This window comes from Sphingomonas carotinifaciens (genome assembly GCF_009789535.1).
GTDB lineage: Bacteria > Pseudomonadota > Alphaproteobacteria > Sphingomonadales > Sphingomonadaceae > Sphingomonas > Sphingomonas carotinifaciens.
In genome coordinates this window covers 2,844,401-2,856,505 of record NZ_WSUT01000005.1, presented here as the reverse complement: position 1 = coordinate 2,856,505, position 12,105 = coordinate 2,844,401, and the positions used below count along the sequence as shown (strand labels likewise).

The 12,105-nt window shown below is 67.8% G+C and carries 9 protein-coding genes; 4 read left to right on the top strand and 5 right to left on the bottom strand.

Annotation, left to right across the window (positions count from 1 at the left end; translation table 11 throughout):
• Nucleotides 1-28: 28 nt before the first annotated feature.
• The gene (locus tag GQR91_RS15290) at nt 29-2,860 is read right to left on the bottom strand and encodes a TonB-dependent receptor (RefSeq protein WP_149683295.1); all 2,832 of its coding nucleotides are present in this window, start codon (nt 2,858-2,860) and stop codon (nt 29-31) included.
• A gap of 182 nt (nt 2,861-3,042) precedes the next feature.
• On the opposite strand from GQR91_RS15290, the gene GQR91_RS15285 reads away from it, so the two are divergent.
• Both GQR91_RS15285 and GQR91_RS15280 read left to right on the top strand, forming a co-directional pair.
• On the top strand, nt 3,043-4,068 hold the full coding sequence (locus GQR91_RS15285; protein WP_149683294.1) for a LacI family DNA-binding transcriptional regulator: 1,026 nt from the start codon (nt 3,043-3,045) through the stop codon (nt 4,066-4,068).
• Between the two features lie 27 nt (nt 4,069-4,095).
• Nucleotides 4,096-5,574 (top strand): MFS transporter, encoded by a 1,479-nt coding sequence (locus tag GQR91_RS15280; protein WP_149683293.1) that lies wholly within the window; start codon nt 4,096-4,098, stop codon nt 5,572-5,574.
• Here the strand turns inward: GQR91_RS15280 and GQR91_RS15275 are convergent.
• The 4 genes from GQR91_RS15275 to GQR91_RS15260 all read right to left on the bottom strand — a co-directional run bounded on the left by GQR91_RS15275 (nt 5,525) and on the right by GQR91_RS15260 (nt 9,663).
• Complete coding sequence (locus GQR91_RS15275; RefSeq protein ID WP_235904147.1) at nt 5,525-6,880, bottom strand: sensor histidine kinase; 1,356 nt, start codon at nt 6,878-6,880, stop codon at nt 5,525-5,527. The genes GQR91_RS15280 and GQR91_RS15275 overlap by 50 nt on opposite strands.
• A 10-nt stretch (nt 6,881-6,890) precedes the next feature.
• On the bottom strand, nt 6,891-7,610 hold the full coding sequence (locus GQR91_RS15270) for a response regulator (protein ID WP_149683319.1): 720 nt from the start codon (nt 7,608-7,610) through the stop codon (nt 6,891-6,893).
• A gap of 230 nt (nt 7,611-7,840) precedes the next feature.
• Nucleotides 7,841-8,311 carry an EF-hand domain-containing protein gene (locus GQR91_RS15265; RefSeq protein WP_160146850.1) on the bottom strand — a complete coding sequence of 157 codons (471 nt, stop codon included), beginning with the start codon at nt 8,309-8,311 and terminating at the stop codon, nt 7,841-7,843.
• Between the two features lie 113 nt (nt 8,312-8,424).
• Nucleotides 8,425-9,663, bottom strand: coding sequence for a TetR/AcrR family transcriptional regulator (locus tag GQR91_RS15260; protein ID WP_174236666.1), 1,239 nt, complete (start codon nt 9,661-9,663; stop codon nt 8,425-8,427).
• Nucleotides 9,664-9,818: 155 nt separating this feature from the next.
• Here GQR91_RS15260 and GQR91_RS15255 point away from each other — a divergent pair, with 155 nt between their 5' ends.
• Together GQR91_RS15255 and GQR91_RS15250 are read left to right on the top strand one after the other, a co-directional pair.
• Nucleotides 9,819-11,063, top strand: coding sequence for an acyl-CoA dehydrogenase family protein (locus GQR91_RS15255; RefSeq protein WP_149683290.1), 1,245 nt, complete (start codon nt 9,819-9,821; stop codon nt 11,061-11,063).
• A 59-nt stretch (nt 11,064-11,122) separates the two neighbouring features.
• A complete protein-coding gene (locus tag GQR91_RS15250) occupies nt 11,123-12,103 on the top strand; it encodes a phosphotransferase family protein (protein ID WP_149683318.1) in 981 nt (326 codons plus the stop codon).
• Nucleotides 12,104-12,105 lie beyond the last annotated feature (2 nt).

Here is a 12,105-nt window from a genome sequence, read left to right as displayed (position 1 = left end):
TCCGGGGTGGAGGGGGCAGTCGGCGACATCAGAAGCGGTAGGTGAAGCCGGCGAGGAAACGGCGGCCGAAGCGCTGGAAGTCGATCACTTCGGCGGTGTTGGTGCCGTTGATCGTCTTGAACGGCTCGTCGGTCAGGTTCTGGCCCTGGAGAAACAGCGACAGGCCATTGAAGGTGCCGGACGAGAAGTCGTAGCCGATCTGGCCATCGACGATCAGTTCGCCGGCCGCCCGGCGGCGGGTACGCTGCGCACCGAAGCCCGACAGTTCACCGATGAAGGTCGAACGGTAGCGGACCGAGCCACGCACGTTCAGACCCCACTTCTCGAAAAAGGCGGTGCCGTTCGCCACCCAGCGCGAGTAGCCGGGAATATCCTCCGCCGCGCCGCCCGGCGTGGGGGTGATTTCGGTCTTGGTATAGGAGCCGCCCCCGGTCACGCCGAACCCATCGAGCGCACCGACGATCTGGCCGAGCGGCAGCGTGCCGGCGAGTTCGACGCCGTAGATCTTGCCGCCCTCGCCGTTGATCGGAATGGTCGCGCGGCCAAGCGTCGGCGTGCCCGCAGGAGCGGCCGGGGGCAGCGGGAAGCCCGAATAATCGTACGGAACCTCCAGGTTATAGACGAAGCTCTTCAAGTCCTTGAAGAACCCCTGCACCGCCAGATAGCCACGATTGCCGAAATACTTCTCGATCGTCACGTCATAGGAATTGGAACGGATCGGACGGAGGAAGGGATTGCCCCCGCTGCCGGTCAGGATGCCTTCCTGAAGGCTGAAGCCATAGCCGAGCGCGACACGCATGTCGTCCATGCGCGGACGCTGCATCTGGCGGGCGGCGGCGGCGCGGATCACCCAGTCGCTGGCGAGACGCAGGCTGAGGTTCGCGCTGGGCAGGATGTCCAGATAATCGTCACCCCGCGTGATCGTGCTGAAGCCGGTGCCGTTGAAGACGAGACCGGACGACTTCTGCTCGGTGAGCATCGCCTGCACACCGATATTGCCGGTCAGTTCCGCCGACCCGATCGGCTGGCGCAGATCCGCCTGGAGATAGGCGGTCATGATGTCCTCCTTCACGCGGAAGGCGGAGGATACCACGTCGTTGCTGTTGTTGCGGGTCAGTGAATAGACGCCGCCATCCAGCACGGCACGCGGATCGTAGCTGAGCATCGGTCCGAGGCCGAGATAGGACAGGTTGGTCGGGTCGAGCCGATACTGGCTGGGCAACGTGCCCTGCGCAGCGCCACTGGCAAGTACCAGGAAGAACTGGTTCGGCGTCAGCGACTTGTCATGCGTCGTATAGTTGAGGCCAAAACGAGCCGCCGATATCGGGCTGCCGATCTCCCGCTCGATCTCGGCGCGGTACTGGCGGATCGAGTCGCGGACCGAGCGGTCATTATAATAGCCGGCCTGACGCGTGGCGCCGCCCCAGCCGAGCGGATCGGTAAGCTGGATGAGGTCGGGATCGGAATAATTGAGGGTCGGCGTGAAGGTGGTGCCGTTCGGCGTCGTCTGGAAACCGATGGTGTCGGTCGCGCCGTTACCGGGGCCGAAACCCGTGCCGGCATAGCTTTCCAGCACCAGCTCGCGACGCTTGGTGAGCGAGTAGGACACGTCGACCTGGGCGTTCCAGCCGTCGTCGCCCTCATATTTGGCATTGTAGCCGAAGGAGTAGAGCTTGGCCTTGCGGTCGAAGGCGTCGTTGCGGACGACCGCCTCCACGCCGTTCCATGTGCCGCCGGTGACGAGGCCGTTGGTGACGGTCGGGTTGGTAAGCGTCGGCGCGGGCGAGCCGAAGCCGAGCGGCAGTTCGATGCCGCGCTTGATCTGCTCGTCCGAGAAGTCCGAGTAAAAGGCGTCGAGCGTCGTGGTGACGGTATCGGTCGGCTTCCACTGCACCGTGCCGGACAGGCCGAGGCGCTTCAGCGTGGTGGAGGTGACATAGGATTTGGAGCCGCCGATGACGTTGGTCGGCGTGCCGTTCACCGGCACCTGCGCATAGCCCCAGGCGTTGAACTCCTGGATCTGGTACGGCTCGTCCAGATAGGAGGCGGACAGCGCGACGCCCAGCGTATCGTCGGCGAACTGGTCGACATAGGTCGCGGTCGCGCGGTAGCCGAATTCCTTGGAACCGGCGTTCAGCTTGCCGATATCGGCATAGGTGCCGCGCGCGCCAACCGAGATGACCTGCCGGCCATAATCGAGCGGGCGGATGGTGCGCAGATCGACGGTGCCGGACAGGCCCTGACCGATCAGGCCGGCCTGCGCAGTCTTGTAGATCAGCACCTGATTGACGACTTCGGCGGGATATTGGTCATATTCCACCGCGCGGTTGTCGCCAGTCGAGGTCTGTTCGCGGCCGTTCAGAAGCGTGGTCGAGAAGTCGGGGGCAAAGCCGCGGATCGAGATGGCGTTGGAGCGGCCGTTGACGCGCTGCGAGGTGACGCCGGGCAGGCGCGCGATCGACTCTGCGATCGACGCGTCGGGCAGCTTGCCGATATCCTCCGCCGAGATGGATTCGACGACAAGGTCGCGGGTCTTCTTCTCCACCACCGCATTTTCCAGCGCGCGGCGGAAGCCGGTGACGACGATGTCCGCGCCTTCCTCTTCCGGTGCCGATTGGGTCGCGACGGGCGATTGCTGGGGCGTGGTGTCACCGGTGACGGCGGCGTTGTCGCCCTGCTGGTCGGCGGCGCTGGCGGGCTCGTTGGGGTTTGCGCCGGTGCTGGTGCTGGCGGCCGGATCGGGCACAGTGGTCGATGCCTGGGCGAAGGCCGGGCTGGCGAGCGTCAGGGCCAGCGAGCTGGCGCCGAGATGAAGCGCGAGGCGGGCGGCGCGCGCCGACGCGGCGGTACGAACGATCATAACTATCCTCCCCGAGGAGCCCTTGGCGCTCTTGTGTCGCCATGAGCATGTGTGTGTATCCGCAATGGATTTTGCCGCGGTGGAAGCCAAGGAATGCGCATACGTATTCTATGCGGCCGATATGGTACCGTTGCAGCCGGGCCACGGTTGACGGCGTATCGCAGCGGTAGGATGAGACGGGGGTGACCGGCCGCAAGCCCACCTCCTTCGACATCGCGCAACTCGCCGGCGTGTCGCAGCCGACCGTCAGCCGGGCGCTGCGCGGCAGCACGACGGTGAGCGCGGCGACGCGCGCGCGCATCCAGGCGATCGCGAAGCAATTGAACTATACGGTGGACCGGGCGGCCTCCAACCTGCGGTCGGGGCGGACGCGGACACTGGCGCTGCTGCTGTTCCGCGACCCGTCACCGGGGCATACGCTGATCAACCCGTTCTTCCTCGGCATGCTGGGATCGATGATGGGCGCGTGCGCGGAGGCGGGATACGACCTGCTGATCTCGTTCCAGGATTTCTCGAGCGACTGGCATGTCGATTATGAGGACAGCCACCGCGCGGACGGGCTGATCCTGCTGGGGTACGGGGACTATGCCCAGTACCGTGCACGGCTGGAGCAACTGGTGGCGCAGGGTACGCGCTTCGTGCGCTGGGGATCGGTGGCGGCGGGGCAACCAGGGCTGACGGTCGGGTGCGACAATGTCGCGGGCACCGCGGAGGCGACACGGCACCTGATCGCGCGCGGGCGGCGGCGGATCGCGTTCCTGGGCGATGCGACGGACCATTACCCGGAATTTCACGATCGATATCACGGCTATGCGATGGCGCTGGCGGAGGCGGGGCTGGGGGTCGATCCGGCGTTGCAGGTGCCCGCGCTGTCGAGCGAGGAAGCGGGCGAACGGGCGGCGCGCGAATTGCTGGCGCGGGGGGTGGCGTTCGATGCGATCGTGGCGGCGAGCGACCTGATCGCGCTGGCGGCGATGCGCGTGCTGCATGCCAGCGGACGGCGGGTGCCGGACGATGTGGCGCTGGTCGGGTTCGACGATATTCCGGCCGCCGGTTTCGCCAGTCCGCCGCTGACCACCGTGGCGCAGGATGCCGACGGGGCGGGGCGATTGCTGATCGATACGCTGCTCGCCGAACTGGGCGGGCGACCGCGGCGCAGCGTGCTGTTGCCGACACAATTGATGGTGCGCGGGTCCACCGGCGCCTGAACAGATACAAGAAAAAGGGAGAGGGTGATGAAGAAGCCGCGGCAAGGCTTTCGGGGCCTGTGGAATATTTCGTTCGGCTTTTTCGGCATCCAGATCGGCTTTGCCCTGCAAAATGCCAATGTCAGCCGCATCTTCCAGTCGCTGGGGACGTCGGTGGACGATCTGGCGTTCCTGTGGATCGCGGCGCCGCTGACTGGGCTGCTGGTGCAGCCGGTGATCGGGCATTACAGCGACCGGACCTGGGGGCGGCTGGGGCGGCGGCGGCCATATTTCCTGGCAGGCGCGGTGCTGGCGACGGCGGCGCTGGTCGCGATGCCCAATGCGCCGGTGCTGCTGGTCGCGGCGATCCTGCTCTGGCTGCTCGACGCGTCGCTGAACGTGTCGATGGAGCCGTTTCGCGCATTCGTGGGCGACATGCTGCCCAAATCGCAGCGGACCGCGGGCTATGCGTTCCAGACCGGGTTCATCGGCGCGGGCGCGGTGGTGGGCAGCCTGGCGCCGATCGTGCTGACCGATGTGTTCGGGGTGGCGAACACCGCCGCTGGCGGGGGCGTGCCGCCATCGGTGCAATATGGCTTCTACATCGGTGCGGCGGCGCTGTTCGCGGCGGTGCTGTGGACGGTGCTGACCACGCGCGAATATTCGCCCGCCGAAATGGCGGCGTTCGAGGATGCGGAGGGCGAGGTTGCCGCCGCCCCCGCCACGGTGCGGCGCGGCAGCGGGCTGGCGCCGTTGTGGATCGCGCTGGGCATCGCCGTGATCGTCGCGGTGGAGCGGCTGGCGCTGGACAAGCCGCTCTATATCCTGGGCGGCGGGTTGATCGCCTATGGCGCGGCGCTGATCGTCAGTGCGGGGCTGGTGCGGCGGGGCCGCGGCGACAATGCGCTGAGCCAGATTCTCGGCGACCTGGCGGCGATGCCGCAAACGATGCGGCGGCTGGCGCTGGTGCAGTTCTTCACCTGGTCGGCGCTGTTCATCATGTGGATCTACACCACGCCGATCGTCACCGCGCGCGCCTTTGGTGCGACCGATGCGGCGAGTGCGGCGTATAATGCGGGCGCGAACTGGGTCGGCGTGCTGTTCGCGGTGTATAACGGCGTGGCCGCGCTTTGGGCGTTCGTGATGCCGGCGCTGGCGGCGCGGATCGGGCGGCGTGATACGCATGTCCTGGGGCTGCTGAGCGGGGCTGCGGGCTTTGCCTCGTTCCTGGTGGTGCGCGATCCCATGGTGCTGGTGGGATCGATGGTGCTGATCGGCATCGCCTGGTCGTCGATCCTGACCATGCCCTATGCGATCCTGTCGGCCGCGCTGCCGCAGGAGAAGCTGGGCATCTATATGGGGCTGTTCAACATCTTCATCGTGCTGCCGCAACTGATCGTGTCGTCGGTGATGGGCGAGGTGGTGCGCCGCTTCTTTCCGGGCGATCCGGTATGGGCGATGGGCATCGCCGCCGCGGTCATCGTGGCAGCGGCGATGGCGATGCTGCGCGTGCCGCGGCGAGCGTGATCGTCGCGCAAAGCCCGCCCTCGGGCCGGTTGGCGAGGGTGATCTCGCCACCGGCATCGCGGACGATGGAGCGGGCAAGCGCGAGGCCGAGGCCGATCCCCCCGGTCTCGCGATTACGGGAGGTTTCGAGGCGGGTGAAGGGATCGAAGACGTCGCCCAGACGGTCGGGCGGGATGCCGGGGCCGCAGTCGATGACGTGGATGGCGATCCGCTGACCTTGCGCGTCGATGCGGACATCGGCCGCCTCGCCATATTTCACCGCATTCTCGATCAGGTTGCGAACCGCGCGGCGCATCAGCGAGGGGCGCAGGCGCAGGCGCAGGCGCGGGGTTTCGGCGAAGCTGACATCCTGGCCGAGATCACGGAAATCCTCCACCACCGCATCGACCAGCGCGGCGAGATCGACCTCGGTCGCGGGCTCGCTGGGACGACCCATGCGGGCGAGCGACAGGATGTCGTCCAGCATGCGGTTCATTTCCGAAATGGTGTCGGCCATGCGGGCGCGGTCGCCGTCATCCTCCACCGATTCGATGCGGACGCGCAGGGCGGCGAGAGGAGTGCGCAGATCGTGGCCGATCGCGCCCAGCATCCGGTCCTTCTCGTCCAGCATCGCCGCGACGCGCAGGCGCAGCGCGTTGAAGGCGGCGATCAGCGCGGACACGTCGAGAGGGCCCTGTTCGGGCACCGGCGGCCCCTCGATACGAGGGTCGAAGCCCTCGGCGGCGCGGGTGAGGTCGCGTAAAGGACGCGAGATGCGGCGGCCGATCCAGAGGACGGGCAGGAGGATGATGCCATAGAGGATCAGCGTCTGGAAGATCAGGCGCCAGACGAGGTACATGGTGTCGTGGGGCCAGCCGGAGCGGGTGACGAGCCAGCCGCGACCGGGCTGTTCCACCGCGATGACCAGCTCGGCCCGCCAGCGTCGCGGCGGCTGGCCCCGGCGGTTCTCCACTTCGGGACGGGGCGGGCGTACGCCGGTGACGATGCGCAGCGGCGTGTGCCCGGCCTCCGCCAGTCCGGCGCGGATCGCCGCCTCCACCGTCGGTTCGGGCGCCATCGCCGGGCCGATCGGATTGAACGCCATGCGGCGGACGCGACCGCGATCGGCGACGGGGCCACGCCCGTTCGCGGTGCGCTCGATCGCGTCATTCAGGCGGGCGATGGCGGGGCCGGTGACCTGTTCGAGCAGCAGGGAGCGGCGCTCGCGCAGCAACAGGCCGAAATTGATCGCCTGCGCGACGAACAGCCCGATCGCGACGAGCAGCGCCATCTGCCCGGCAAGGCTGCGCGGCCAGATGCGCATCATGCCGGCATGCTCACAGGCGGGTGACCTCTGCGGCCAGCGTGTAGCCGCCGCCCCAGACCGTCTTGATGATGTCGGGCGCCTTGGGATCATGCTCGATCTTGCGGCGCAGGCGGCTGACCTGATTGTCGATCGCGCGGTCGAAGGCGGCGGCCTCGCGTCCTTGCGTCAGGTCGAGCAACTGGTCGCGGGTCAGCACCTGGCGGGGGCGGGTGACGAGCGCGAGGAGGAGGTTGTATTCGCCGGTGGAAAGGGGGACCGAGACGCCCTCGCGATCGACCAACGTGCGCTCGCCCGATTTCAGCACCCAGCCGGCAAAGGCGTAGGAACCGCTTTCGGGCGCGTGCTGGCGGGTGCCGCCGGACTGGGTCCGGCGCAGTACGACCTTGACGCGGGCGGACAGTTCGCGCGGCGAAAAGGGCTTCACCACATAATCGTCGGCGCCCATTTCCAGCCCGACGATGCGGTCGGTCTCCTCCGACCGGGCGGTGAGCAGGATGACGGGCACGTCGCTGGTCGCGGCGATGTGGCGGCACAGGGAGAGCCCATCCTCGCCGGGCATCATGATGTCGAGAATGACGAGATCGATCGCATAGGCGGCGAGGCGGGTGCGTGCGCTTTCCGCGTCGCCCGCCTGGGTCACGCGAAACCCCTGTTTGGTGAGGTAAACGGCAAGCGGTTCGCGGATCGAGCGTTCGTCGTCGACGAGCAGCAGGTGCGGCGTATCGGTCATGATGTCGGGCTGTAGCATGGCCATCCCCTTCTGACAGGCGGGCCTTTTCGATTGGTGGGGTCGGCATGGCTTTGAACCTGACCCGTTCGGCATGAGTAAGATCGGAGGCGGGTGGCTGTGCTTCGACTTCAGCGCAAAACGCTGAAGTTTATCCTGAGCGGCTGGCTTGCCGGCCAGTCGAAGGGCTCAGCACGAACGGCGGGAGGTGTCAGGTCGGGCGCCCTCGTGCTTCAGTCCTCTTGCGCAGGCGGACCACCGGCAGGACCGCCTCCAGGGCCGCCGCGGCGGTGATCGTGGCGATGGTCGCGCATCGCCTGTAGCTCGGTGGCGTCGAGGCGGCCGTCATGGTTCGCATCCGCGCGGTCGAAGCGTTGTAGCATGCGGTCGCGGAAGGCTTGTGCGGTCAGCGGCGGCCGGTCGGGGCGGGCGGCCGCGTTCGCCCGCGGCGGCGCGCCATCGGGACGGGGCGCACCGCGCATCCGCTCGCGCGCGGCGCGCATCTCGTCGGGCGTGACGCTGCCGTCGCGGTTGGTGTCGAGGGCGGTGAAGCGGCGGTCGGCTTCCGCGGCGACGGCGGTGCGGGCGATCGAGCCGTCGGCGGAGGGGGTGACGCCGAAGGGATTGCGGGGGGCGGTCTGGGCGGAGGCCGCGCCGGCGAGCAGCGTGGCGGCGAGCGTGAGGGCGGTCAGGGTGGCGCGCATGGGGTGTCCTGTAACTGGGCGAGCGTGATGCCCGATGAACGCCTTTCTGGACGCCGCCTGTCGCAGCGATATGTCGTGCGCGGCATCAGTTGTCGCAAATTGTCGCCAGCGGGTCAGCCGGCCATGCGGTCGTCGAACAGGCCGTAAAGGATGGTGGAGGCATACATCGCGATGGCGCGCTCGCGCGGCATGGTGGAGGCCCATTTGCGCATGTCGAACGCGGCATTCTGGATCGCCATCAGCGTCTGTGCGGCGATCAGCGCGTCGACGGCGCGGATCGATCCTTCGGCGATGCCGTCCATGATCGTGCCCGCATAGCGGCGCGCGATGCGGTTGGAGCGTTCGACCATGGCGTCGCGGACATCGTGCGGCAGGCCGGACAGGGCCGTGGTGCGGAGCAGCGGACTGCGTTCCGCGAACTGCAGGTCGAGCAGCGTCGCGGTGGCGCTGGACAACCGGTGCCATTGGCTGCCGCCTGCGGCGTCGGCGCGGCTCTGCGCCGCGGTGATCGTATCGAAGCTGCGCCGGTAGCAGGCAATGACCAGATCGTCCTTGGCATCGAGATGGTGGTAGAAACTGCCCTTGGTGACGTTCAGCTCGGCGGCGATGCGCTGCACGCTGGCACCGCGATAGCCAAGCTGGTTGATGAGGCGGGTGGCCGCGAACAGGAAGGCGGCGCGACCGGGCTCTCCCTCCGGCCCCGACAGGTCGATCGGGGCGGGCGACCAGTCCGCCCCGGCGACCGCGATGCCGTGCGCGAGGACATCGAACAGCCGTGCCTCCACCCGGTCATATTGGTCGGGTTCGTAGCGGGGCAGCCACAGGGGCAGCCAGAAGGTGTTTTCGAGCAGCACATGGGCACGCGCGCCGTATAGATCAGTATGCGCGCGGCTGGGCGCCGGTCCCCAAAGCGCGCGGGTCGCGCGAAAGACCTTTTGCCAGCCGGCCATCAGCGTGCTGCGCGCGGGTTCCTCCATGGCGCGCAGATCGGACAGCACGGCGAAGGCGGTTTCCTCCCCCCGCTCGATCCGGGCGAGGCGGTTCATGTTGAGCGCCACGTAGCGGGCGACCCGCGCCTGGGGCGTGGGTTCGGCCAGCGCCGTGGTCAGCATCTCCATCAGCCGGTCCAGCGTATATTCGAACGCGGCGGCGGCAAGATCCTCCTTGCGCTTGAAATAATAGGTGACGCTGGTGGTGTTGAGGCCGACGCGGCGCGCGACATCGGCAAAGGTCATGCCCTTGGCCGATTGCTCGTTGATCGCATCGGCGGCGGCGGCGAGGATCGCGTCGCGCTTCTGCCGGAAACGCCGGGTGCCCTGTTCCGTCTTCGTCGCGTCCGTGCCGTCCTGCATGGCGGGCATGCTACCACCGGAAGTCGCAAGCGACAGCCTTTTTTCGAGTATGGGGTTTGGGCGCGGAACCGGGCTTTGTCCGGTACGGCTTCGCCACTTTACCGAATATCGGGTATGGCATAGAAGTTCGCCAAACAGCGAACAGGAGAGCGACGGTGGATTTCACCCTGACCGACCGCGAGACACGTATGCGCGACCGCGTCCGTGACTTTATCGATCGTGAGATCCGCCCGCGCCAGCCGCTCTACGATGCGCAGGCGCATGACGGCGAGCGGTGGAAGATCCTGCCCGTCATCGAGGAGGTGAAGGCGCTGGCGCGGGCGGAAGGCCTGTGGAACCTGTTCATGCCGCCGGGGTCGGGGCGCGCGCCGGTGGACGACAGCTTCACCTTCGAAGGCGAGCAACTCACCAACTTGCAATATGCGCTGTGCGCGGAGGAAATGGGGCGGATCGGCTGGGCGCCCGAATGTTTCAACTGCTCGGCGCCGGACACGGGCAATATGGAGGTGTTCCACCGATACGGCACGCGCGCGCAGAAGGACCGGTGGCTGAGGCCGCTGATGGACGGGGCGATCCGCTCCGCCTTTCTGATGACCGAGCCGGCGGTGGCATCGTCCGACGCGACCAATATCGAGACGCGGATCGTGCGCGACGGCGACGATTATGTCGTCAACGGACGCAAATGGTGGTCAAGCGGGGTGGGCGATCCGCGCTGCAAGGTGGCGATCGTGATGGGCAAGACCGGGACCGACGGCCCGCGCCACCAGCAGCAATCGATGATGATCCTGGACATGAACGCGCCCGGCGTGCGGATCGAGCGGATGCTGTCCGTCTATGGCTATGACCATGCGCCGCACGGGCATGGCGAGGTGGTGCTGGAGAATGTGCGCATCCCGGCCGCCGACATGCTGCTGGGCGAGGGGCGGGGGTTCGAGATCGCGCAGGGGCGGCTGGGGCCGGGGCGCATCCATCACTGCATGCGCACGATCGGCGTGGCGGAGGCAGGGATCGAGGCGATGGCGAGGCGACTGCTGAACCGCGTCGCGTTCGGCAAGCGGATCGCCGACCACAGTGTGTGGGAGCAGCGGATCGCGCGGGCGCGGATCGACATCGAGATGACCCGGCTGCTCTGCCTGAAGGCGGCGGACGTAATGGACAAGGCGGGCAACAAGGCGGCGCAGCTGGAGATCGCGATGATCAAGGTGCAGGCGCCGACCATGGCGCTGCAGATCCTGGACGATGCCATCCAGGCGCATGGCGGAGCGGGTGTCTCCAGCGACTTTTCATTGGCGCATGACTGGGCGGCGGTGCGCACGCTGCGCTTCGCGGACGGGCCGGACGAGGTGCATGCGCGTGCCATCGCCAAGGCCGAACTGGGCAAGTACGAGGCGCCGCGGTGAACGCCACGGCGGCGGTGGGCGAGCGCGACCGGCTGGACCTGGACCGGCTGGAGGCGTGGATGGCGGGCCACGTTCCGGGCTATGCCGGCCCCTTGTCCTATGCCAAGTTTTCGGGCGGGCAGTCCAACCCGACCTATCGGCTGGATACGCCGGGCGGCGCCTATGTGCTGCGCCGCAAGCCGTTCGGGCCGATCCTGCCGTCCGCACATGCGGTCGACCGCGAATACCGGGTGATCGCGGCGCTGCATCCGACCGGCTTTCCGGTGCCGCAACCGCTGGGGCTGTGCGAGGACGGGGCAGTGATCGGCGCGCCCTTCTACGTGATGGCGCTGGTCGAGGGGCGGACCTTGTGGGACGGCGCGCTGCCCGGCATGGCGGCCGAGGCGCGCCGGGCGCATTACGAGGCGATGATCGATACGCTGGCTGCGCTGCACCGGATCGATCCGGCGGCGGTGGGCCTTGGCGATTATGGCCGGGCGGGCAATTATTTCGAACGCCAGGTCGCGCGCTGGACCAAGCAATACCGCGCGGCGGAAACCGATCGGATCGAGGCGGTGGACCGGCTGATCGACTGGTTGCCGCGCACCCTGCCGCCGCAGACGGGGGTGTCGATCGTGCACGGCGACTACCGGATCGACAACCTGATCTTCGCGCCCGACGGGGCGGAGGTGCGGGCGGTGCTGGATTGGGAATTGTCGACGCTGGGCGATCCGCTGGCCGACTTCTCCTACCTGTTGATGAACTGGCAGACGCCGCCGGACGGGCGGGCGGGGATCGCCGGGATGACGGGCGCGCAGACAGGCATTCCGACGATGGAGGAGGCGGTGGCGCGCTACTGCGCGGCGACGGGGCGGGACGGGGTGCCGCAGCTCGACTGGTATTTTGCCTATAACCTGTTCCGGCTGGTGGGCATCGTGCAGGGGATCAAGCGGCGGATGATCGATGGCAACGCATCGAGCGCGCAGGCCGAGCAGACGGTGGCACGCCTGCCGATGCTGGCGGCGGCGGCGTGGCATTTCGCGACGCGCGCGGGGGCGTGAGC

What these genes read in the sequence shown, in the direction of transcription:
- GQR91_RS15290 (WP_149683295.1), bottom strand. Translation starts at nt 2,860, where the DNA reads ATGATCGTTCGTACCGCCGCGTCGGCGCGCGCCGCCCGCCTCGCGCTT.
- GQR91_RS15280 (WP_149683293.1), top strand. Translation starts at nt 4,096, where the DNA reads ATGAAGAAGCCGCGGCAAGGCTTTCGGGGCCTGTGGAATATTTCGTTC.
- GQR91_RS15275 (WP_235904147.1), bottom strand. Translation starts at nt 6,880, where the DNA reads ATGATGCGCATCTGGCCGCGCAGCCTTGCCGGGCAGATGGCGCTGCTC.
- GQR91_RS15270 (WP_149683319.1), bottom strand. Translation starts at nt 7,610, where the DNA reads ATGACCGATACGCCGCACCTGCTGCTCGTCGACGACGAACGCTCGATC.
- GQR91_RS15265 (WP_160146850.1), bottom strand. Translation starts at nt 8,311, where the DNA reads ATGCGCGCCACCCTGACCGCCCTCACGCTCGCCGCCACGCTGCTCGCC.
- GQR91_RS15260 (WP_174236666.1), bottom strand. Translation starts at nt 9,663, where the DNA reads ATGCAGGACGGCACGGACGCGACGAAGACGGAACAGGGCACCCGGCGT.
- GQR91_RS15250 (WP_149683318.1), top strand. Translation starts at nt 11,123, where the DNA reads ATGGCGGGCCACGTTCCGGGCTATGCCGGCCCCTTGTCCTATGCCAAG.